This is a genomic window from uncultured Dysosmobacter sp. (genome assembly GCF_947631635.1).
Lineage (GTDB): Bacteria > Bacillota > Clostridia > Oscillospirales > Oscillospiraceae > Oscillibacter.
In genome coordinates this window covers 1-23,122 of record NZ_CANRMB010000028.1, presented here as the reverse complement: position 1 = coordinate 23,122, position 23,122 = coordinate 1, and the positions used below count along the sequence as shown (strand labels likewise).

At 58.3% G+C, this 23,122-nt stretch carries 18 protein-coding genes, 1 pseudogene and 1 riboswitch; of the genes and pseudogenes, 8 read left to right on the top strand and 11 right to left on the bottom strand.

From position 1 onward, the window contains the following. The first annotated feature begins 75 nt into the window (after positions 1-75). Both Q0Z71_RS12980 and Q0Z71_RS12975 read left to right on the top strand, forming a co-directional pair. Positions 76-1,707, top strand: coding sequence for a hypothetical protein (locus tag Q0Z71_RS12980; protein WP_298023458.1), 1,632 nt, complete (start codon positions 76-78; stop codon positions 1,705-1,707). A gap of 35 nt (positions 1,708-1,742) precedes the next feature. Further along, on the top strand, positions 1,743-2,999 hold the full coding sequence (locus Q0Z71_RS12975) for a tetratricopeptide repeat protein (RefSeq protein WP_298023455.1): 1,257 nt from the start codon (positions 1,743-1,745) through the stop codon (positions 2,997-2,999). Positions 3,000-3,696: 697 nt separating this feature from the next. Here the strand turns inward: Q0Z71_RS12975 and Q0Z71_RS12970 are convergent. From Q0Z71_RS12970 to mtnK, 4 genes are read right to left on the bottom strand one after another with little or no spacing between them, the layout of a single operon-like run. Continuing rightward, on the bottom strand, positions 3,697-4,875 hold the full coding sequence (locus tag Q0Z71_RS12970) for an iron-containing alcohol dehydrogenase (RefSeq protein ID WP_298023452.1): 1,179 nt from the start codon (positions 4,873-4,875) through the stop codon (positions 3,697-3,699). Positions 4,876-4,883: 8 nt separating this feature from the next. Next, on the bottom strand, positions 4,884-5,549 hold the full coding sequence (locus Q0Z71_RS12965; RefSeq protein ID WP_298023449.1) for a class II aldolase/adducin family protein: 666 nt from the start codon (positions 5,547-5,549) through the stop codon (positions 4,884-4,886). A 49-nt stretch (positions 5,550-5,598) separates the two neighbouring features. Further along, on the bottom strand, positions 5,599-6,651 hold the full coding sequence (locus Q0Z71_RS12960; protein ID WP_298023446.1) for an S-methyl-5-thioribose-1-phosphate isomerase: 1,053 nt from the start codon (positions 6,649-6,651) through the stop codon (positions 5,599-5,601). 19 nt (positions 6,652-6,670) lie between these two features. Next, entirely contained in the window at positions 6,671-7,876 is a 1,206-nt protein-coding gene (gene mtnK, locus Q0Z71_RS12955) for an S-methyl-5-thioribose kinase (RefSeq protein ID WP_298023443.1), read from the bottom strand. Positions 7,877-8,627: 751 nt separating this feature from the next. On the opposite strand from mtnK, the gene Q0Z71_RS12950 reads away from it, so the two are divergent. The 5 genes and pseudogenes from Q0Z71_RS12950 to Q0Z71_RS12930 all read left to right on the top strand — a co-directional run bounded on the left by Q0Z71_RS12950 (position 8,628) and on the right by Q0Z71_RS12930 (position 13,717). After that, positions 8,628-10,097: a DUF1576 domain-containing protein gene (locus tag Q0Z71_RS12950; RefSeq protein ID WP_298023440.1), complete on the top strand. Its 1,470-nt coding sequence runs from the start codon at positions 8,628-8,630 to the stop codon at positions 10,095-10,097. Positions 10,098-10,195: 98 nt separating this feature from the next. Next, positions 10,196-11,813: pseudogene (locus Q0Z71_RS12945) on the top strand (UvrD-helicase domain-containing protein); the annotation flags it as partial. Positions 11,814-11,928: 115 nt separating this feature from the next. Then, complete coding sequence (locus Q0Z71_RS12940) at positions 11,929-12,339, top strand: helix-turn-helix domain-containing protein (RefSeq protein WP_298023437.1); 411 nt, start codon at positions 11,929-11,931, stop codon at positions 12,337-12,339. A 24-nt stretch (positions 12,340-12,363) separates the two neighbouring features. After that, on the top strand, positions 12,364-12,789 hold the full coding sequence (locus tag Q0Z71_RS12935) for a hypothetical protein (RefSeq protein ID WP_298023434.1): 426 nt from the start codon (positions 12,364-12,366) through the stop codon (positions 12,787-12,789). 16 nt (positions 12,790-12,805) lie between these two features. Beyond that, positions 12,806-13,717: a hypothetical protein gene (locus Q0Z71_RS12930; protein WP_298023431.1), complete on the top strand. Its 912-nt coding sequence runs from the start codon at positions 12,806-12,808 to the stop codon at positions 13,715-13,717. Between the two features lie 522 nt (positions 13,718-14,239). On the opposite strand, the gene Q0Z71_RS12925 is transcribed toward Q0Z71_RS12930, so the two are convergent. Further along, positions 14,240-14,362 (bottom strand): hypothetical protein, encoded by a 123-nt coding sequence (locus Q0Z71_RS12925; RefSeq protein WP_298023428.1) that lies wholly within the window; start codon positions 14,360-14,362, stop codon positions 14,240-14,242. Between the two features lie 196 nt (positions 14,363-14,558). On the opposite strand from Q0Z71_RS12925, the gene Q0Z71_RS12920 reads away from it, so the two are divergent. Then, complete coding sequence (locus Q0Z71_RS12920; RefSeq protein WP_298023425.1) at positions 14,559-16,451, top strand: bifunctional UDP-sugar hydrolase/5'-nucleotidase; 1,893 nt, start codon at positions 14,559-14,561, stop codon at positions 16,449-16,451. Between the two features lie 270 nt (positions 16,452-16,721). On the opposite strand, the gene Q0Z71_RS12915 is transcribed toward Q0Z71_RS12920, so the two are convergent. From Q0Z71_RS12915 to Q0Z71_RS12890, 6 genes are read right to left on the bottom strand one after another with little or no spacing between them, the layout of a single operon-like run. Next, positions 16,722-17,414 carry an ABC transporter ATP-binding protein gene (locus Q0Z71_RS12915; protein WP_298023422.1) on the bottom strand — a complete coding sequence of 231 codons (693 nt, stop codon included), beginning with the start codon at positions 17,412-17,414 and terminating at the stop codon, positions 16,722-16,724. Beyond that, entirely contained in the window at positions 17,407-18,327 is a 921-nt protein-coding gene (locus Q0Z71_RS12910) for an ABC transporter ATP-binding protein (RefSeq protein ID WP_298023419.1), read from the bottom strand. The genes Q0Z71_RS12915 and Q0Z71_RS12910 overlap by 8 nt, the downstream gene beginning before the upstream one ends. Continuing rightward, a complete protein-coding gene (locus Q0Z71_RS12905; protein ID WP_298023416.1) occupies positions 18,324-19,154 on the bottom strand; it encodes an ABC transporter permease in 831 nt (276 codons plus the stop codon). The genes Q0Z71_RS12910 and Q0Z71_RS12905 overlap by 4 nt, the downstream gene beginning before the upstream one ends. Continuing rightward, positions 19,151-20,092: an ABC transporter permease gene (locus Q0Z71_RS12900; protein ID WP_298023414.1), complete on the bottom strand. Its 942-nt coding sequence runs from the start codon at positions 20,090-20,092 to the stop codon at positions 19,151-19,153. Before Q0Z71_RS12900 ends, Q0Z71_RS12905 begins: the two co-directional genes overlap by 4 nt. 9 nt (positions 20,093-20,101) lie before the next feature. After that, the gene (locus tag Q0Z71_RS12895; protein WP_298023411.1) at positions 20,102-21,694 is read right to left on the bottom strand and encodes an ABC transporter substrate-binding protein; all 1,593 of its coding nucleotides are present in this window, start codon (positions 21,692-21,694) and stop codon (positions 20,102-20,104) included. A 3-nt stretch (positions 21,695-21,697) separates the two neighbouring features. Further along, positions 21,698-22,585, bottom strand: a complete 888-nt coding sequence (locus Q0Z71_RS12890) for a methyltransferase domain-containing protein (RefSeq protein ID WP_298023407.1) — start codon at positions 22,583-22,585, stop codon at positions 21,698-21,700. A gap of 109 nt (positions 22,586-22,694) precedes the next feature. After that, positions 22,695-22,881, bottom strand: a riboswitch (cobalamin riboswitch). Between the last annotated feature and the right edge of the window lie 241 nt (positions 22,882-23,122).

Sequence of the window (23,122 nt, the reverse complement as noted above, 5' to 3'; positions counted from 1 at the left end):
AATTTTTTTGCACCAATGAGATTCGGTCATATAAGAGTGAATCGTCATTTGCGATGCTGAAAAGGAGTGGATAGAATGAACTTGCCCCAACAACAGACCGGAAAGTTTTACTTAAAATGGCCCTGGAATGTAGTTGTGTATGTGGCGCTGGCCCTGCTGCTGCGCATATTCTCGATTCCTGTTATTTTGCTGCTGATGGCCTGGAACAAAAAGCAGCAGCCCGATGGTCCTGAGGAGGGCTATTGCCTCCAGCGCACCCGCCGCCAACTGGCGCGGCTGGGCTGGGCACTGCTGTACCTGTTGATTGCTGTTTGCTGCGGCGTGGTATTTTTCATGCAGCTCCAGGCGGATCGTTCCGCCTGGGAGCTCAAGGACTGGGTCGTGCTGGCCGTGTCCGGCGTGGTGGCTTTGGGCGCGCTGCTGCTGGGCGTGTATGAGACCTGCACCGATCTGCGGGACGCCTTTTTTCCCGAGAAAAGCCGCCTGGCCAAGTCCATCCGCTCCCAGCTGCCCTATCCGGATGAGGCGCCTGACGTCAAGGAACTGTTTGCCATGGTGGACCGGGATATCCGCGAGAACGGCCAGTGGTTTGACCGGGTGGCCGTGGGCAAGGAGTGGGTGCTGGGAGACGACGTCTCCGCCCTCTCCCGTATTCGCGTGGTCTTTGGACGGGATGAGATCAAGACCCGTATTTCCAAGAACCGCCGGCAGACCACCCGGATCATCGAACTGCACATTTTGGACGACCGCCGGCAGGTCCAGATTACGAGTCTGCGGAACCCCGGAGAGTTGGAGGCTCTGCTGACCTGCCTGAGACTCCGGGCTCCGGCGGCCCTGTTTCGGCCGTATCAGGAGTTTTCTGATTACTCCGGCAAGTCGGAAGAGGAGTGGGAGGAGCTGGAACGGGCGTACCAGCGCCGCCTGTCCCAGCGGCGGATGGAGACGGAGAGGCAGGAGCACACCGCGGCTCAGGGCAATCCCGCCTTCGCGTTCACCGATTCACATGGCCAGCGCACCTCCCGCTTTGACCGGAGGACTGTGGAGGAGCAGCTCTCCGAGCTGCAAGAGGGCGGACAGCCGATCAGCCTGGAGATCCTGGAACCCATTCCCGTGCCGGAGCTGCATGGAGCGCGCCTCATCTGCTTGTATGCCGGTGCGGTCCATGGGGGCCTGCTTCTGACCGCGAAAATGCAGATGGCGGGCGGCGGATACCGGTTCTTTGCCAAGGCGGCGGACACGCAGGAGATCCAAGAGGCCCTTGCCGGTCTGCTGGAGAGACGGCAGCCCCCCGACTTCTCGGACCTGTCCCTGTGGAAGCCGCTTCAGGCGGCGGATCAGGCCCGGCAGTCACAGCAAAAGAAGCTGGTCTACGCGGACAGCCTGGGGGCCACCCGGGAATTTACCAGTTTCTCACAGCGGGATGTGGAGCTGGTCGGGGAAGGGCTTGCCAGCGGGCGATACACGGCTGCCGCCCTGTACGCCGGGGCCCGGTATCTGTACCTGCAGGCCGGGGACCGGATGGATGGCCGGATCACCGTCAACGCCGGCTGTCCCGGCCCGGACGAGCTGCAGGTATTTGAGATAAAGTGTACGAGCCGCCAGGCCATGACTTGGCTGCTGGACATGAACGACGGGACCTTTGCTCCCGACTTCTCCCAATGGAAAGACATCACCAAGCGCCTTCAAAAGCAGGCGGACAGAACATAAAAAATACGGCGATTGCCGGTTAAGGAGTGTGGATCATGGGAAAATATTTCAGCGATGTGGTGGAAAAGGCGATTGAAGACATCTATTACTGCTACGACTCCCAGCGGGCTGCGGCAGCTATCGAACCTCTGGCCGAGGTGTCCAACGCAGGCGACGGAGACGCGGCTTATGTTCTCTCCCGCTGTCTGTCCGGCCCCCAGTACAGCTGGGCCTATCACCCCTTCCCGGAGGATGACGAGGGCGTGGAGCGGCTGATCCAGCGAAGCATCCGCCAGGGCAGTGCCATCGGTGTGCTGGGCGCCATGCGCTGTGGGATGCTCACCCCGGAGATGGAGGAGGAGATGCACCGGCATTTCGCCTCGCTTCAGGATGTTTGGAACGCGGTCTATGAGAAAGCCGAGGCGGGAAGTCCCTTCTGCCAGAACATGATCGGCAACACCTATTTCTGGCTGGATGTTCCCCGCATTGAGGGTAAGGGTCCCCATGATTTTTCCACCCGAGACGGGTTTGCCCAGTACCTGCATGACACGGAGTTGAAATGCATCCCCTGGTTTGAGCGAGCCTTCCAAGGCGGCATGGGTTTCGCCGGCCGCAATCTCTATAACATCTGCAGGGACGGCGACAAGGACTTTGGGATCGAGCCCCAGCCGGAGAAGGCGGACGCCGTGGCCCGGTTGGGCGCGGAGAAGGGCTATCCCGACTGGCAGGAGCGTTACGCTGGTATCCTCAAGGAGAAAAACGATTGGAGCCAAGAGGTGGTAAACCTGTATTTTTCCGCCGCGCAGAAGGGGCAGCTGTCCAGCTGGTACTATGTGGGCGTCGCCTTTGAGCTGGGCAAGGCGGTGGAGAAGGACTGCGTCCGGGCCATGAAGTGCTATGAGATGGGTCTCCAGGACCCGGATCAGATCGGCTGCGCCAACCGGGCGGGCCGGCTGCTGTTCCTGGGCAAGGATGGTATTCCCCAGGACTACGCCCGGGCGGTCCAGCTCTTTGAGCGGGCCCATACCAACGGCAAGAACACCTGGGCCAATGACATGCTGGGCAGCTGCTACCTGTTCGGCTATGGCTGTCAGAAGGACCCCGCCCGTGCCCTTCAGCTGTTCCGGGAGGCGGACTACACCAGTGACCTGCTCAACTATGGCCTGGGCACCATCTACACGGAAGGCCTGGGCGTCCCGGAAGATATCAAAAAGGGCGTGGAGTACCTCCAGAAAGCAAAAAACTACGCGCCTGCCCAGGAGGCTCTGCTTCGGTTTAAGAAAACCCTGTTCGGTAAATGGGTCCGCAGATAACACACCCACCCGGGATTTCCCATTGCTCTAGTTTTTTGGGAAACGGGGCTGGGACCATACGCTGTGGGGATCGCGTTTTCAAATAAAATGGAAAGCGGCGTGAAACGATCTGTAAATAAGTAAAAACAAGGGGGGACGCAAGGCAATTTGCCTTGCGTCCCTCATATTTTTTGCCGGGCAAAATGAAGTTAACGGCCTCTGCTGTCCGATGCTCTATATCTAAAAACAGTTTTATAATCAAATAACTTGAAAAGTGATAAATTCACTTTTCAAGTGTCACAGCGCATGTGCGCTGTGGCAGGCCGCGGACCGCGGCCTTGATTTGCATTTCATAGTCAATCACTGTGCGTTTTACGCACAGCAGGCATTGCCAGCTTAAAAAATCCCATGCGATTTTTCAAGTTAATTGACTATAGCCTTGTTGGAACCGGGTCCTTGCGGGACCGTGAATAGAGGACTGGCGGACACGCTTTTCCCGTATGCCTTCATTTGGGAGGAGATTTCCTTTTCTGGGGGGCTTTACCCCTTGATACGGCGGCCCTGCATTTCCGCATCAGGGGGTCAGGCTGGTGGTTCTGACTAGACGGATAAGCTATTTGCCGGGGCAAAGAACCGGACGCCTGCTCAGATCCGATCATCAGGCCTCCCGCATCTTTGGCCGATGCTGCATCCGCTAAGGCCCACAAAGACGGCCGCTTCAGCGCATGCCTGCCGCGATTTCATAGATTTCAAAATGGGCCTGCCGGTCAAGCCCTACATAGCCGCCGGTAACACCACCGCCAATGTGATTCATTTCCACAAGCTTCGGAATATCCTTTGCGTCGGCACCGATCTCCTCGAAGCTGAGAGGCATGCCTATTGTGCGCAGAAAGGCTCGGAAGGCCTCGACACCGGCTCTTGCGGTACGCTTGGGGTCGGAAAAATCCATCTCGCAGCCGAATACACGGGAGGCCATTTGAGCAAAGCGCATGCCGTCGTGATGTTCCACACAATAGCGCATCCAGGCGGGCATGATCACGGCCAGCCCCGCACCGTGGGCACAGTCATAAACGGCGGAGAGCACATGCTCAAGGTGGTGGCTGTTCCAATCCTGCCTGCGTCCTACGCCCATGATGTCATTGTGGCAGACCATGCCTGCCCGCATGATGTTGGCACGGGCGTCATAATCATGGGGGTCCTCCAACACGCGGCGTCCCTCGTGTAGCATGGCAAGAAGGACTCCCTCCAGCATGCGGTCGGTGGTTTCCACGTGAGGCGTGTTGGTAAAATAGCGTTCAAAAGCGTGGGACATGATATCCGTAATGCCGCAGGCGGTCTGGAAGGGGGAGAGGCTCTCCGTGAGAGCGGGATCCAGTATGGAGAACTTGGGCCGCAGACAATCCGCCTCTGCCGCAGTCTTTTCAAGCGTTTGCTCATGGGTGATGATGGAGTCGGGAGACCCCTCACTGCCGGAGGCGGCAATGGTGAGTACGGTGCCTACCGGCAATGCGGCTTCCGGGACCTTTCCGGAGAAAAAGTCCCAGAAATCGCCGTCGTAAACAGCGCCCATGGCGATGGCCTTGGCTGTGTCGATAACGCTTCCGCCGCCGACGGCTAAGAGAAAGTCGATCCGCTCCCTGCGGCATAGCGAAATACCTTCATATACGATTCCGCTGCGGGGGTTTGGCCTCACGCCGCCCAGTTCGGCTGTGTAGAGCCCGGCGGTGGAGAGGGAGGCTTGAATACGGTCCAAAAGTCCGGATTTTTTGGCTGACTGTCCGCCGTAAACCACAAGAACCCTTGAGCCGCCGAATTTTTTGACATATGCACCTGCTTCGTTTTCTCTGCCGCGGCCAAACACGAAATACGTGGGGCTGTAAAAGTCAAATGAATCCATAGTACACCTCAATAGCCGGCTTTTTTGCTGCCGGACTGGCCGTAAGTTTTAAAGCGCTCCATGGCCTGCGCCATCTGCTGGTCATTGAGCACATTCGGCTGGCCGATGCACATGGCTCGATACTGCAATTCTGCAAGATATTCCATGTTGCAGGCCAGACTGTACGCACTCCTGATATCTCTGCCGCAGACGACCAGACCGTGATTGCCCAAAAGCACCGCGTCGCCTGGACCACAGGCCTCTATGGCGGCCTCCGCAAGTTCCGGAGTGCCGAAGGTGCGATAGGGCGCGCAGGGAACTGTGGCGGCCCCGGTATCAGCGATCACGTAATGGACAGCGCGGAGGGGCTGCCCCAACACGGCAAAGGTCGTGCAGTACATGGAATGGGTATGGACGACTGCCCGTGCGTGAGGTTTGTGCTTATAAAACGCCGCGTGCAGACCCCATTCGCTGGAGGGCTTTTTGCTGCCGTCCACGATGCCGGCGTCAAGAGTCATGATGACCACATCCTCGGGAGCGGTGGAAAAATAGTCAATGCCGGAGGGGCTGATAGCCATAAGGCCCTTTTCGGGATCATAGATACTGATATTGCCGCTGGTGCCGGTGCTCAGACGGGCGGCGCTCATCTTTTTGCCGTATTCCACAATGAGCTCTCGTTCTTCTTTCATCAGCATGGGTATATTCCTCCTCACGTATATTTTGAAAAGTGAAATCGATTGCGGATCAGTAAAAGCTTTTTACATCGGTGGCGAAGTATTGGTTCAACAAATAGGGGACATATACGCCCTTGTCTGTCACGACACCGGAGATAAGATGGGGCGGCACCACGTCGAAGGAGGGATAGATGCCGTTGACCTTCGGTACGGTGTTGGGAATATCCCGATAGCAGAGGACCTGCTGGGGGTCCCGCATCTCAATGACAATATCGTTTTTGCTCCGCTTATCCCGGTCGGGAATTCCGGTGACATAGTAGGGAATACCGAAATACTTGGCCAGAATAGCGATTTGGAAGGTGCCGATCTTGTTGGCGATGTAGCCGTCCTGGGCGATGGAGTCCGCCGCGGAGGTGAATACGTCGATATGCTCCCGCTCCATGGCATAGGCCACCATGTTGTCAGTGATGACTGTGGTATCGAAGCCCATCTGTGCGAAGCAGCTGGAGGTCAGCCGGGCGCCTTGCAGATAGGGACGGGTCTCGGCGCAGAATACCTTGAAATCCTTGCCGTACTTTCGCACGGCCCGCATGACTGTGCCGATGATTGTTTCGCCGAAGCACTGGGTCAGGATCGTACCGCCATTTGGGATCAAGGATGCCAATTGGTCTCCAACGATCTGCATGGTGCTGTACCGCCGGTTCAGGGATTCTATGGTGTTCTCCACAATGGCCTGGATGGGATCCTTGTCCTGCTCCAGGGCTTGAGCCGCCACATCCACGCAGCGGCCGGTGATCTGGCCATAGCGGTTGGCGGTGGTGGGACGGGCGTGGGACAGGTCATAAGACGCCTGCTTTAAAAATGCAAGCTGCGCGGCCATGCCCATATGCCGCGCTTGCCAGGCGGCCAGCGCCATCCCCATGCCCACGGCGGTGTAGGGGCCGGCGCTCTGCGTCACCATATCCGTGATGGCTTGCGCCACCTCGTGATAATCCGTGCACTCCACAAAACGGACCTCCGTGGGATAGACGCGGCGGTCCAAAATGCGGACCTTGCCCTTGCTGTACCATGCCACATTTTCGTATTGCAGCAGGAAGGGCATATCGTTGTCCATTCTTACCATAGCTGTCTCCTTACCGGCATCAGGCCAAGATCATCCGGAATGCATGTACAACACTGCTTCCGTTCCGCAAATGCTCCCGGTGCTTGATTAGGGTGATGCCCAATTTGATGAGAGCGCGATCCATGAGAATGCGCTGGGATAGCTCGCTGACAGAGGTGAGCTCCGCGACCTTGGAATCGCCTACTACACGGCGGATGATCTCCGTGCCGGCATATCCGAGGGAATCTGCCAGAACACCGTCCAGATATGCCTGCCGGAACGCACTGGTCCGGTATAGGGAAAAGGTGACCATCTCGTCATACTTGGCTGCCAGCTTGGACATTGTGAGATCACAAACCGCAGAGATCGTCTGCTCCAGGGCGGCGGCTGCCTCCGTCTCCTCCGGCGTGGCATAGACCTTGCTGGCCCAGGCGAAGAACAGGTTTCCAATCACGTTGCCGATATCGTATCCCATTGGCCCGTAGAAAGCAAACTCGGGGTCCAAGACCCGGATGCCGTCCTTGTTGGCGAAAATGGAACCGGAGTGCAGGTCGCCGTGCAGAAGCGCCTGGGCGTTATTCATGAAGTTATTCCGGAGCTTGCCTACCTCCGCGTGAAGCTGCTGGTCGTTATAGAGAAATTCACGGACAAAAGCTTCGTTCCCAGGCGTCAGGACATTGCGCTTTTTGAAGTCGTCATAGGGCTCGGTCAAGACCAGATCCTCCGTGATCTCACAGAGCTCCGGGTTTGTGAAAAACTTTACCCGCTTCTTTTTTTCCGCCCGGTCCAGGACCAGATCGGTGGTGGGAAGAAGCGTGTCCGCCATAAAGGCAGAGATATTTTCTGCCAGATGGGGATATACACGGTTGGCCGCCAGCTCCTTCCGGAGGTTTTTGAAGGCGGAGACGTCTTCCATTGTGGTGGCGGCCATGGTCTCGTCGTAGTAGTAGACTGCGGGCACATACCCCGGGGCCAGCTTGCCCTCCAGCTGGAGGACCGCGGCCTCGATTTTGTTCCGGCAGATATCCAGAGGCCGGCCGGAGGAACGCAGGAGCTTGTCAGCCTGTTTGACAATGATGGAGTGCCCGTCCCGCTTAGACCGGACTCTGAACACATAGTTGATATTGCCGTCACCGATTTCTACACAGTCTGTCTCCTCATTTGAATCAAATTTGTGAAGCACTTCCACCGCATAACGCCTGACGTCGTCAGGGGTCATGAGAAAGAATTGGCTGAAGTCTCTCATATGCAAACCTCCTAAAAATATTTTTAATGGGCAAAGGCGGCTCTTGCGGCTTGCGGAACAGGGCGCAGGTTTACGTTTTCCGCGCAGGATGCCATGCCGCGGCAGGCAGAAGCCGTGACAACCCATACGATTTTAAGTAATACTGTTTCTCGATAAAAAACTTTAAAAAAGTTTTTTATCGCGGCGCTTCCAAGAAAAGTATTGACGACATTCCTGGCGGCTTCGCCGCCGGGCCGCCGAAGGCAGCCCAAATAAAATGATCAAATCATTTTATTTGGAATTAGTATAAATGATCAAATGGCGCGATGTGCGCTCTTTTGAAACGATGAGAAGATCGATCAAAACATCGTGCAGAGCGGGAGAAACCTCTTTGACGATTGTTTCTCGCCTTTGATGAAATAGAAGCGGTCAAAAATCAACAAACGGGTGTCAATAGATTGCGTATTTACGACTTTTGAAGCGGATAAGGCAGATTTGAAATTTATAAAAATGTGAGAATCATTAGCTTTATTATATATATAAACTCAGAAAAATCAAATATGTGCCAAGGATTACTGACCATGAAAAGGCAAATCTGCGGCGGGACGCCTTCGCGCTTCGCGCCAAGTGGTTGTACTTCCTTTCGAATGAAGCCCGCAAGGCGGGCGCTTTCGGCATTCCGGGAAGAATGGTGTAGAGGTGGATGCAATTCACTATTGCTCATTCCACATTCCCTCTGTATAATAAAGCTATCAGAGGGGGAGGGATGCGCGTGCAGAAGCGGTATCAAAAGATTTTTTCGGCCACGATCATTTTTTCGGTAGGACTTATGATCGTGGGTATTTTGATGGATGAACCGGCCGATATCCTCCCCGGGCTGTATCGGATCATTACGATGCAGGACTTGCTGATCACCGACTATGTCTACATAGCGGGACCGGGCGCGGCGCTGATCAACGCGGGGATCGTGACCATCATCTCCATCTGCATCATCAAACTCTCCGGAGACCCCTTTAATGGCTTTACCATCGTGGAAATGGGACTGATGGCAGGCTTCTCCCTGTTTGGGAAAAATTTCATCAATATCTGGCCCATCATCCTGGGCACCTGGCTGTATGCCCGGTATCAGCGGGAACCCTTTTCCAAATATGCCTCTGTGGCGCTGCTGGCCACATCTCTGGCGCCCCTTGTCAGCTATATGGTCCTGGGCAGCATCCACGCGAGCCTGCCGCTGGGACTGGTCACGGGGATCCTGATCGGGTTCATCCTGCCGTCCTTGTCCGCGTATACCTATAAGATCCAAAATGGCATGAACCTCTACAACATGGGATTTGCCTGCGGCCTGTTCGCCATGATGATCGTGCCGGTCCTGACGGCTTTTGGCGACAAGCCGGATTCCGTGCTCTACTGGGCGGAGGGATATAACCAACGGTTCATCATCGCCATCGGGATTACCTGCCTCATCATGATCGCGGCGGGCTTTTTCGTGACAGGAACGCCGCCCTGGGCAGTCTGGGCGGGATACCGCCGCCTGCTCTCCACCACGGGCCGTGCCCCCAGCGACTACCTGCGTATGTTCGGCCCGGGGCCGGTGCTGGTGAACGTCGGCGTCAATGGGCTCCTGGGGATCGCCTATGTTCTGCTTGTGGGCGGAGACCTGAACGGCCCCACGCTGGGCGGCATCTTTACCATTATGGGCTTTTCCGCCTTTGGCAAGCACATGTTCAACATCGTGCCGGTGATGGTCGGCGTGGCGCTGGGCGCCTATGGCATGCACTATACCCCGGATTACCCCTCCCTCCAGCTGGCGGGGCTGTTCGGCACCACGCTGGCGCCCATTGCAGGGCATTTTGGATGGCCCTTCGGGATCCTGGCCGGATTTATCCACTCGGCGCTGGTTTTGCAGACAGGCGGCCCGGTGGCCGGTCTGAACCTCTATAACAACGGATTTTCCGGCGGCCTGATCGCCATCGTGCTCTATCCCACCATCACCGCCATCTGGAAGCACCGCCGGCCCACGCTGCGGGATGAGAACTACTACGACCTCTTTGAGGAGAGCGGACCCATCGACACCTCCTTCTGGCGCACCAGCCGCAGTCAGAGCACGCACCACTCGGAGCACGAGCTGCATCCGGAGCAGGAGAGCGGAGAGACGGCGTCCCGCATGACGGACGACAAACCGGAGGAGACGGAAATCACCGGAAAACCCCAGGAGACACAAGAACCCCAGGAGACGACCTGAATGTCTATGGATAGGCCCGCCGCGGTGCATTGCGGCGGGCCTTCCCACAGACGCGTCGGAACCGGTATAGAACATATTTTATGACAGAAGGTGCCAGAATGTATATTGCGGACCTCCATATCCACTCCCGGTTCTCCCGGGCCACCAGCAGGGACTGCGACCTGCCCCATCTGGACTGGTGGGCGGCGCGGAAGGGCATCGGCCTGCTGGGCACGGGGGACTTCACCCACCCCGCCTGGCGGGCGGAGCTGCGGGAACAGCTGGTCCCCGCCGGAGAGGGCGTATATACCCTGCGGGAGGACCTGCGCCTGCCCCACGGCCTGGGCGGCGAGCCGCCCAGGCTCGTCATCACCGGGGAGATCAGCTCCATCTACAAGCGGGGCGGAAAGACCCGGAAGGTCCACAACCTGATCCTGCTGCCCTCCCTGGAGGCGGCGGACGAGCTCTCCGCCCGGCTGGAGGCCATCGGCAACATCCACTCCGACGGGCGGCCCATCCTGGGGCTGGACAGCCGGGACCTGCTGGAACTGACCCTGGAGGCTTGCCCGGACGCGGAGTTCATCCCCGCCCATATCTGGACGCCGCACTTTGCCATGTTCGGCGCCTTTTCCGGCTTTGACACCATGGAGGACTGCTTTGACGATCTGACACCCTGCATCCACGCCGTGGAGACGGGGCTTTCCTCAGATCCGCCTATGAACTGGCGGGTCTCCGCGCTGGACCCTTTGACGCTGGTGTCCAACTCGGACGCCCACTCACCCGCCAAGCTGGGACGGGAGGCCAACCTTTTGGACACGGGACGCACCTATCCGGAGCTGGTCCGGGCCATCCGGACGGGGGAGGGCTTTCGGGGGACTATCGAGTTTTTCCCGGAGGAGGGGAAATACCATTTGGACGGCCACCGGAACTGCGGCGTCTGCCTGACGCCCGCGGAGACGGAGGAGCGGGGCGGGCTGTGCCCGGTGTGCGGCAAAAAGCTGACCATCGGCGTGGAGCACCGGGTGGAGGCGCTGGCCGACCGCCCGGAGGGCTTTCGCCCCGCTGGCGCAAAGCCCTTTGAGAGTCTGGCACCCCTGCCGGAGGTGATCGCCGCTTCCACCGGCGGCTCCGCCGCGGGAAAAAAGGCCGGAGAGCTGTACGAGCGGATGCTCCGGTACTTGGGGCCGGAGTTTTATATCCTGCGGGAGGCGCCCATTCCGGAGATCGAACAGGCGGCGGGCCGGCTTTGACGGAGAATACGGTGCCATCTCCCTGCTGACCCCGGGGGAGATCCAGCAGTTCAGCGGACAGTTCTCCCTGTTCAGCGGGGAGGCCCTGGTGAAAAGGAACGGGAGCAGGCGGGCGCTGAAGAAGCAGGCATCCAAACCGCTGGAAGCAGCGCCGGACAAGCCTGCGGAACAGCTGAATCCGGAGCAGAAGGTCGCCGTCACGGCGGAGGGGCCGGTGACGGCGGTGGTGGCCGGTCCCGGAACGGGAAAGACCAAGACTTTGGTGGCCCGCATTGCGTGGCTGGTGGAGGAACAGGGCGTCAGGCCCGACGAGATCACCGCCGTGACCTTCACCAACCAGGCCGCCCTGGAGATGCGCCAGCGGCTGGAGGCGCGGCTGGGCGGACGGCGGGCAGTGAGCCGGATGCACATTGGGACCTTCCACGCCATTTGCCTGGAGCTGCTGGGAGAGGTGCGCCTTATCGGACAGGGAGAGGCCCTGGAGATTGCCGGATAGACTGAAAAACAAGAAAAAACTGGAAAAGCAATCTACAATTGCCTTAATGTAAACCGCATGTGGTTTACATTATAAGGACTTTTGGAATAGAATTGGAGCAGAAAAGATGAAGTTAGATGAAAAACTTGTTTCTTTGCGGAAAGAAAAAGGGCTAACGCAGATAAAAGTTGCCGAGGAACTTAATGTGTCCCGGCAAGCAATTTCTCGGTGGGAATCCGGTGTGGCAGTTCCATCTACAGAAAATCTGCGGTTTCTCGGTGAACTATATAGTGTCCCTATTGATTACTTGATAAATGAGGAGTTTGAGCGGCCCATTCAGGTTGAAGCAGCAAACGGAGAAAACAGAAAGAATAAAAACTGGGCGGCATGGCTGTGCTGCATACTTATAGTGGTTGTTGCAGCGGTGATAATCGGAGTAATTGTTGCTCGCAGAGGACCAGAGAAAGTGGATTTTAATGAAGTAGAGCGTGAAGACTGGAATGATGCAGACACAGATGACATTCCAATAGAATGGTAAAAGCCAGCGAAAGGGGGTGAAAATATGTATAAGGCTTTTCGTAAGGTTCTGGCTGCGGTTGCTGTGGTATGCTGTCTCTGTTTGAACGCTGGTGCAACAGGACCTGAATCGATCATTGTCCCCTATGATGGCTCCAAGGTGGATACGGCTGCCATTTTGCGGGCGTCAGGTTCTTTTAATGTGAGTGTGAACCCATACGCCAGGGCAAAAGGAGATACCGACTTCCCCCTGGAAGCAGGGGAGACGGTAAGAATCTATGCGACCTATTCTCCAGATAGCGCAAGCATGGACTTTGGCCTGGTAGATCCGGATGGCGTGTTCCACTATGTCAGCGCGGAAAACGGAAGTTTTGATGAGACATTTGAAGTTCCGGAGAGTGGGAATTACAGACTGGGCATCAAAAATAACTCAGGGCAAACTGTGAAGGTGTCTGGATTTGTAAAATATTGAGGAAGGGAGAAAGAAAATGAAAAAGAGAATAATCAGTTTAGCGATGTCCATAGTAATGTGTATATCTCTGCTTTGCATCCCTTCATATGCTGTAGAGATGGTTGAGGATCAAGCGATTCAAGAAGCTGAAAATATTCTTGAAAAAGAAGGTTTTTTCTTGCTGAGTGAAGCGGAGTATAAAAAGGAAACGAGCCATTCGATTAGTGGGGACATCGTAATTACTCGAGATTATGTAGATAAGAAATCAGAATTATTTCTTATTAAGGATGGAACTGTTGCTACTTATGTGTATGCAGACCTTGAAAATCGGATACTGACTCGTACAGATTATATTGGTGGAAGTGTACAGGTAAATACTCAAGAGATTAGAGAGAGCGTAGACCAAAATGAAAGAATGACCAGAGGGATCAGAGATTATGAATCTCTGGGGAGAGTAAGATATAGATACGCAAATGGTTCCCAATATAGCTTGTGCGGAGCAAATGTAGCATTGGCATCTACAGTATCTAATTCTGGACAATATGATTTGGCTGGACAATATGATGACGAAGTTGCTCTCGCTTATGCAATCGTCGGGTTTATTGGTATTCCGCTTGGGTTTGCATATCCTGTCGCAGCAGCGATTATAACGGGTGTGGCTACACTTACAGGGTATGTGTATTCAATCAAAGAACCTTATTATATTAGCGCAAAAACAACGACCAATAACTGGAAGGTAACTGATACATCTTCAAGCAGCAACTATGACGTGATTGAAGGAGTCAAGTATGTTATTACAGAACAAGGACGGGTTGGAGAAACATACTATGATGGCGACTTTTGGGAGAAAACGGCATTTACAGGGAGAAACGAATCCTTCGCAAATTATATCTATCCTTTGTTGTTTAACTATGTGATTTTTGAAATCTACGACTGGAGTATCACGTGATGCCTGCAAAAATATTATTAATTTTTGCTAATATCATTATAGTTTGTGCAGCGGGAATAGGGTATTTTGTTGGATTCCACGACAAGAAAGTGTCATATCTATTTGCAATCTCATGTCTCTGTTGCATTTTAGCGCTTATCATGATTCTAAAGAAAAAGGATAAAAAGTGAGAGAAAGCGGTCACAGAATTTACGTGGCCGAAATGGGAAGCCATAGAGGAACTATGATGAATGCTATTACTTACTTATTCTTGATTAAGACATGCTTTTTCCTTTTTCTGGGAGTAGTCATCATTATGTTTGCGCTTGATTATAACATAGTAGCAGCTATCTTGCTTGTTATTGGTTTGGTGCTGATGTGGAAATTATATCGTTGTCCAGAATGTAAATGCCATCTTGATTATAGAGTTCCTCTCCGAGATCAAGACTATTGTCCATCTTGCGGATGCAATCTTACTTTGCATGAAATGTGAGAAGCCTTCTATATAAGCCGGCCTTAATAGGCCGGCTTATATTCTTTTATTCATCCATTAGCTTCCGTCACTATTTTTTCCCCCGATTTTCTATTAATCATCATAATGTCCTTTGCAGGAAACAATATAAAGATTGAAGCATTAAGCGCTTTATCGTATGCTTTATAGTCCATAATTGTGCCTCCCCAAATTCCGACTTATTGCGCTGCGTTTATCATAGCCGGTCAACGCACGATCAGTAAAATTGCCGGAGGCGGGCATCAACGGTCCTTCAAAATGGGGCTTTTCCGCGGCCCTTTGTAAAATGGGAAAAGTTTGGTATAATGCTCCTATACGGATATGCGGAATGACCAGAGGAGGAAAAAGACCATGAGGGGTATTCGACGTATTTGGGCCGGACTGCTGTGCGCGTTCGTTCTGCTGACACAGACCGGGAGTCCGGCCGTGGCAGCGGAGCCGTTGCCAAGCTCCGCGCCGCTGACGATTTTATTTACCCATGATACCCATGACCACTTTTACCCTGACGGCGATGGACGGGGCGGCTATACCCGCCTTGCCACGCTGTTGGAGGAACAGCGGGCTGAGGCCGCCGCAGATACCCGGTATGGGGAAAACGGCAGGGCCGTGGTCACCCTGGACGCCGGAGACTTCTCCATGGGTTCCTTGTTCCAGACCATTTACGCGGCGGATGCGCCGGAACTGCGGGCCCTGGGGGCCATGGGCTGCGACGTGACCACCTTCGGCAACCATGAGTTCGACTACCGGCAGCAGGGACTGGCGGAGATGCTCCGGGCGGCGATGGACAGCGGGGACCCGCTGCCCGCCATTGTCCAGGCCAACTACACTACCCCCGTGGCCCCCGAAGCGGGCCGGGAGCTGGTTCAGGCCATGGAGGACTATCCCGTGATGGACTACGTGGTGCTGGAGCGGGAGGTGGGGGATGACACCCTCCGGGTTGCGGTGTTCGGTGTCATGGGATTGGATTCCCACGAGTGCGCGCCCATGTCCGGTATGGAGTACCAGCCCATTGAGGAGGCCGCCAGACGGGTGGTGGCGGAGATCCGGGAGAAGGAGCGGGCGGACTATATCATCTGCCTGTCCCACAGCGGCACCGAGGAGGGGCGGGGGGAGGACTATGAGCTGGCGAAGGCCGTGGACGGCATTGATGTCATCATCTCCGGCCACACCCACAGCACCCTGCCGGAGCCTGTTCAGGTGAATGACACCCTCATCGTCTCCTGCGGAGAATACACCCAAAACCTGGGTGTTCTGACGGTCAGCCGGGATGACAGCGGCGTGAAGCTGGAGGACTATCAACTGATCCCGGTGGATGACACGGTCCGGGAGGACCCGGAAATGGCGGCGCTGGCCGAGGGTTTTCAACACCGGGTAAATGAGACCTATCTGGCCGGTTATGGACTGGGGTATGACCAGGTGCTGGCCTCTGTGGAGGGGAGCACATTTTCCATTGAGGAGACCGGGAACCTGATCGGAGACGCCTATATCCGGGCGATCCAGCGGCTGGAGGGCGCGGACTATGTGCCGGTGGATTTCGCGGTGGCGCCATCCGGCGTGATCCGGGACTTCCTGCGGGCGGGGCCGGTGACCACAGCCCAGGCGTTTGATATCCTCTCCCTGGGCTCCGGCGCCGACGGCACCCCGGCCTATCCGCTGGTGTCGGTGTATCTGACGGGGAAGGACCTGAAAAATGCCTTTGAGGTGGACGCCTCCATCTCGGCGCTGATGCCCGCGGCGGAGCTTTACGGCGCGGGGATGCGCTGGACCTGGAATCCCCACCGGATGATTTTGGATAGAGTGACCGCGTCGGAACAGATCCTGCCGGAGGGCGGCACGGCGCCCATTCAGGACGACCGGCTCTACCGGGTGGCGGCGGATCTGTACAGCGGCCAGATGCTGGGGGCCGTGGAGGCCCAGAGCATGGGCCTGCTCACCGTCACACCCAGGGATGAAAACGGAGAGATCGTCACAGACCTGGAGAGCCGCATCGTCAAAGCGGCCGACGGCACGGAGCTGAAGGCATGGTATGCCCTGGCCGCCTATCTGGAGGAGCAGGGGACGGTCCGCGCGCCGGAGAGCCGCAAGACCGAAGCGGCCAGCTGGAGCCCGCTGGCGCTGCTGGCCCATCCGGGCGCGCCCACGCTGGCCGTGCTGGGAGTCCTGCTGGCGCTGGCGGCACTGGTGGTCCTGACCGTGACGCTGATCCGCCGGAGAAGAAAACGCCGCCGCTGGAAAAGAGGGTGAGCAGAGAAAAGGGGCTGTTTCCTTTGGGAAACAGCCCCTTTTGCGAAGAAAGGAGAGGGTGCGGCGGCCCGCGCCGGACGGGAGTCAGCGGTTTATCATCAAATCACTTGAAAAGTGATACATTCACTTTTCCAGTGTCACAGCGCATGTGCGCTGTGACAGGCCGCGGACCGCGGCCTTGATTTGCATTTCATAGTCAATCGCTGTGCGCTTTCCGCACAGCGGGCATCGCCCGCTTGAAAAATCCTATGCGATTTTTCATATAATTGACTATACCGGACCGCCCCGCGGCTCCGCGGGAAGCGTCTGGATGCGGTCGCACATGTATTCCGCCACCTCCCGGTCGTGGGTGATCAGCAGGCAGGAGAGATGGTAGCGTCGGCGGACCTCTTTTATAATTTGCAGGATCTGCGCCTGGACGGAGATGTCCAGCATGGAGGTCGCCTCGTCCAGCACCAGGACCCTGGGCTGGAGCAGCAGCGCCCGCACCAGGGCCAGACGCTGGATCTCGCCGCCGCTCACCTGGTGGGGGCGGCGGGTCAGCAGCTCGTCCGTCAGCTTGACCTGGTCCAGAAGCTCCGCCACCATGGCCCTGCGGCCGCCCTGGATATGAAAGATGTCCATCGGCTCTGTCAGACTCTGCTGGAAGGTCCAGCGGGGGTCGAAGAAGGTCTCCGGCCGCTGGGAGATCAGCTGTGTCTGGCGGCGGAAGGGCAGAAGCGCCTGACCGCTGAGATGGGTGATGTCCCGCCCCTGAAAGAGGACCGTCCCACCGTCGCAGGGGATCAGCCGCAGGAGGATGCGGGCCAGGGTGCTTTTTCCGCATCCCGAGGGGCCCATCAGCCCCAGCGTCTCCCCCTGGCAGAGGCGGAGGTCCACATGGTCCAGCACCTGGATAGGCGCGCGGCGGAGGCAGGGGCGAAAGGTTTTTACGATTTGGCGGCATTCCAGGATATCACTCATACAGAAAACACCTCACCATATGCTGGGACTCCGGCTGACAGGCGCCGGGGCGCTCCCGGGTGCACCGCTCCCGGCAGTGGGGGCACCGGGGGGCAAAGGGACAGCCGGGCAGCCGCTGGCCCGCCCGTGGGGCAATGCCCTGGATGGGCTGGAAGCCGTGCTCCGGCAGGGCGTTGAGGAAGGCCGCCGTATAGGGGTGAAGGGGGTGCTCCAATACGCCCTGCCCCATTTCCAGGACCTGCCCGGCGTACATGACGGCCAGGGACTGGCAGAGGCTCCGGGCGAGGGTCAGGTCGTGGGTGATGACCAGCATACTGGCAACACCGCGGCCCCGCATGGAGCCTAGAGTGTCCAGCACCTGGTCCCGCAGGGCGCTGTCCAGGCCCTTGGTGGGTTCGTCCGCCAGCAGCCAGGCGGGTGTGCAGGCGGAGCCGACGGCGCAGAGGACCCGCTGCTGCATCCCGCCGCTCAACTCGTGGGGATAGGCCTTCAGCACGCGGGCGGGGTCCGGAAAACCGAAGTCCCGCAGCAGTTGGGCGCTCCACGCCTTCGCCTCCCGGCGGCTTAGGGACAGCGGGCGCAGGGCCTCCGACAGGTGGGCCTGCACGGTGCGGGCCGGATTCAGGGATTCGGCGGGATTTTGGGGGATCAGGCCGAGCTTGACGCCGAGCGCGCGGCGTGTCCCCAGGAGAGGGCTTCCATCCAAGGTGATGCTGCCCGCCGCCTTGGCGTAGGGGGGCAGCAGGCCCAGGACCGCCATGCCCAGCACGGATTTGCCGCAGCCGCTCTCGCCGATGATGCCGGTGATCTGCCCGGCGGGGAAATGGACGGACACGCCGTCCACCGCCCGGACGTCCCGGTCCCGCAGCTGAAAGGTCACGGAGAGGTCTTTGATGCGCAGTCCGTCCGTCATAGCTCCCGCACCTCCTCATTCCGCACGTCCAGGCGGTCCCGCAGGGCGTCGCCCAGCAGATTGATGCCCAGCAGCAGAAGCACGATGCACATGCCCGGCACGATGATGAGGTGGGGGGCGCTGCGGTAGTGCAGGCGGGCGTCGCTGATCATGACGCTCCAATCCGGCATGGGAGGCCGCAGCCCAAGGCCCAGATAGCTCAAAGAGGCGATGGACAGCACGCACCGGCCCACCCGGGTGGTGAAGAGCACCACGATGTTGGGCAGCAGATTGGGGACGACATGCCGTGTCAGGATCCGCAGCGGGCCGGCGCCCAAGCTCCGCAGGCCCTCCACATACGCCTCCTCCCTGAGCCGCATGGTCTCCGTGCGGACGATGCGGGAGAAGCCCGCCCAGGAGGTGAGGACCAGGGCCAAGATCAGGTTGGGAACGCCCGGCCCCAGGATACCGGCGATGGCGATCATCAGGCAGGTGCCGGGGAGCCCCTGAAAGATGTTGGAGAACACCGTCAGCACCCAGTCCAGCCATCCGCCGAAATACCCGCCCAGAACGCCGATGACCATGCCGAAGAACATGGACAGCACCGTGGCGGCAAGCGCCACCAGAATGGAGCCCCGCCCGCCGTACAGCACCCGGCTGAGCATGTCCCGGCCCAGGGCGTCCACCCCCAGCCAGTGGGCGGCGGAGGGACCCTGGAGCTTGACGGTGGTGTCGATGGCCGTGGGGTCGTAGGGGGCCAGCCAGGGGGCCAGCAGGCTGGAGAGGAGGATGACCGCCAGCAGTGTGACGGCAAATGCCAGCTGAAAAGAGGATCGCCGCTTTCTCATATCTTCCGCCCTCCTAACCGCACCTTGGGGTCCAGCAGCATACTGAGGATGTCCACCAGGAGCGTGATGGCCACATACACCGCGCCGGTGAGCAGCACATAGCCCTGGAGGGCCGGATAATCCCGGTTATTGATGGCCTCCAGCGCATAGCTGCCGATGCCGGGCAGTGCAAAGATGGATTCCACGATGACCGAGCCGCCCAGCATCCCGCCCAGGGAGTTGCCCAGCAGGGCGACCACCGGGACGATGGCATTGGGCAGGGCGTTGCGCAGGACCAGCCGCCAGCGCCCGATCCCCCGGGCGCTGGCGGCGGTGCAGTACTGCCTGCCCAGCTCCGCCAGCAGGGAGGAGCGGGTCAGGCGGGCCGCAGTGGCCATGGTGGCGGAGGAGAGGACGGAGGCGGGCAGGATCATATAGCGCAGTCCGCCGTTTCCGCTGGTGGGCAGCCAGCCCAGCGTTTCAGCGAAGAGCAGGATCAGCAGCAGCGCCAGCCAAAAGGCGGGGATGGACAGCTGCAAATTGAGGACGGCTTGGATGAGCCGGTCCGGCCAGCGCCCACGAAAGGCGGCTGCGGTGCAGCCCAGCAGCAGACCGCCGGCGCAGGCCAGCGCCATGGCGCAGACCGCCAGCTTCAGCGTGACCGGCAGGCGCCGCCCCAGCTCCTGGGCCACCGGCATCCGGCTGGAATAGGAGTCCCCCAGGTCCCCGGTAAGGGCGCGCCCCACCCAGCGCAGATACTGCACAGGATAGGGGGCGTCCAGACCCATTTGATGCGCCATCGCCTGGATCTGCTCCTGGGTGGGCTCGTAGCCGCCCTGGGACAGCGCCAGCTCCGCGGGATCTCCGAGGGAGAGGACGCCCAGGACAAAGGCGGCCAGGGAAATGCCCAGCAGGACCGGGACCAAAGAGGCCAGCTTATGGATCAGATAACGGCCCATCGCGTCGGATCACTGCTTCCAGGCCACCAGGGGCAGTTCGATGCCGTAAAGCTTGGCATCATAGCCGGTGAGCTTGGTGCTGTAGGCCATCAGGGTCATGTCGTTGAACAGGGGCACCACGGGGAATTCCTGGGTGGAGATCTCCTGGATGCGGTCATAGCAGGCGGTGCGCACGTCCATGTCCAGGGCGGCGGAGGCCTCGTCCATCAGGGCGTCCACCTCGTCGCTCTGGTAGCCCAGGCTGTAATTCTGGTTGTGGTCGCCGCTGGTGAGCATGAAGCGGCGGAAAATGGTAGCGGGCTCGGAGTTGGAAAGGCCCTGCTGCATCCGGGCGATGCCGTAGTCGCCGGTTTTCATCTGCTCTTTCATGTTGGTCATCTCCATGGGCTGCAGCTCGCAGTCGATGCCGATCTCGCTGAGCCAGGAGGAGATCAGCTCGGCTTCCCCCTTCTGGGCGGCCTCGTTGCCGTTATAGAGATAGGTGACGGTGACGCGCTGGCCGCCCAGCACCTCGTTGGCCAGCTCCTTGGCCTTTTCCAGGTCCTCTTCCACGGGGAATTCCTTGTAGAAGGGGGTGGAGTAGTTCAAAATGTTGGTGGTGGGGGTGCCGAAGCCGTCATAGACGCTCTCGGTGATGACGGAGCGCTGAAGCGCCATGCTGACGGCCTGCCGCATCCGCACATCGTTGAAGGGGAACTCGGTGCCGTTGAGGGTCAGGAAGCGGATCATGGTGGACTTGGTGGTGGTCAGGGCGAAATCGCTGTTGCCCTCCAGCTGTACGGCCAGGGAGGTGGGGATGGCGTTCAGATCGATGACGCCCAGGATCTCGCCGCTCTTCAGGGCGGAGAAGCGGGTATCGGCGTCGGGGATGACCTTCACACGGATGGTCTTGGCCTTGGCGGTCTCGCCCCAATAGCCGTCAAAGCGCTCCAGAAGCACATATTCGTCCAGCTTGTTTTCCGTGATCTTGAAGGGACCGGTGCCCACACAGATGCCGTTGAAGTCGCCGTTTTCGTCAAAGCAGCCGGGGCTGTACATGGCGCTGCCGAAATTCACCATGTTGTACAGCTGAGTGGGGGCGGGCTGGGAGAAGGTCAGGCGGACGGTGTAGTCGTCCACCTTCTCGTATTTTTCCAGATTGGGGTAGTGGGAGTTGATGTCCAGGGGGTAGAAGGAGGAGCTTTTCACCTCGATGCCCATGCGGTCAAAGTTGGCGATGACCGCGTCGGCGTTGAAGTCGGTGCCGTCGTGGAACTTCACACCCTGGCGCAGGAAGAAGGTCCACTGGGTGCCGTCCTCACTCATCTCCCAGTCCTCCGCCAGACAGGGGACGGGGGCGGCGTTGTCATCCTGGGTCACCAGCGGCTCCCAGACATAGAGGATCTTGCTGCAATAGTAGCCGTCCTTCTCGCCGGGAGCCAGATTGCGGTAGCCGGCCAGAACGATCTCGGCGTCGGGATCAACGGTGGACTCCGCAGCGGGGGCGGCGTCGGGCACCGGCTCCTCTGCGGCGGGGCTGCCGCCGCAGCCGGTCAGGCTCCACACAAGGGTCAGGGCCAGCAGAAGCGACAAGAGCTTACAGAACTTCTTTTTGCTTTCCATGTTTTATATCTCCTTTAAAATATGATCCAAATCCTCCGTGTCAGTCACAGGGGGAGATTTGTCGGAAAGGGCGGGCTCCCAGACCAGAAGCTGGGAGGTGAATGGATACCGGCAGAGCAGGCTCCCATCGGGAAGCGCCTGGTGATACGGCATGACGAGGGAGAGAAGCCGCTGGTCCGGAACAGGCTCCGTGAGAAAGCCCCGGACCCGGTCCAGCAGGGCCGCCTGGTGGGGATAGCGGTATTCCCGCCGGTTGGGGAGGTCCAGAAGTTGGTGGGAGATCCCCATGGAGGTCAGGATCTCTCCCAGCTCCCGGCATCCCTGCCGGGTATAGTGGACGGAGAGACCGGCCTTCTCCAGTGCCGGAAGCCACGGCAGCTCCGGCGGTGCGTTCATCCCCGCCACGCACAGACGCCGGGCCGTCCGGTGGAGCTTGTTTAAAAACAGTTCGGGCTCCTGGACCCGGTAGAAACAGTTATAGGCAAACGCCATGTCCCGGCGGGGGACCTCCGCCGTCTCCCAGGGGGCGCAGATGGTCTCAAGCGCGGCGCCCTGCTCCGCCGCGTGCCGTTCCAGATAGGCCAGATTGTCCGGCGAAAGGTCCACGCAGGTCACTTGGGGAAAATCCCGGACCAGGCGAAACGTGTAATTTCCCCAGCCGGGGCCGATCTCCAGCACGGAGGAGACGCCGTGGCTCCGGGACAGACGTTTCACAGCTTGATACACCGTGCCGGAGTAGGCGTCCGGCGGGATAAGGCCCGTATTCTGGATCCGCGCCCGCCAGAACTGCTGTTCCAGCGCTAAGTCGGCGATACGGGGAGACAGGGTGCCGTCGGGGCGGAGCAGTTTTTTTCGCCAGCGGTCGCCCGCGGCGGTGTGCTGGACCGGCAACAGATCACTTCCTTTTACAAGACAAGATAAAACGAGCCATTACCACAAAAAATGCGGTAATGGCCCGTTTTTGCCAACACAAAATACCAGCCCCTCCAAATGCGCGTGGAGGACCGGTCATCCACCAGGCAAGTCTTCTGGCTCGTGCGTCATCGCTCCTGCCGCCTTCCCAGCTTACGCCAGTGACATGATCGCAGTTGCTCCGCACTTACAGCGGCGGCTCCGCGCGGGATTTTCACCCGGCTTCCTTTTTAAGCGTTCCACAGAGGGAACACACCTGGATTCCTATCCACTTTTCAGCAGGGCAGCCTGCCCCAAGTCAAGGAAAATGAATAAAATTATTATAGCGCCTTGAGGCCGGTTTTGCAACCCGCTTTTTCGAAGAAATATAGAAACTGTACCGAATGGGAGCGTTTCCGGCGCATTTGCCGCGGAGTGCCCAATGATTCTTGATTATTTCTGCGGGAGTGTCCAAAATAAAGATTTGATGATATAATAAGGGATATGAGGAAACAGACAAAAGAGGCATGGAAGAAA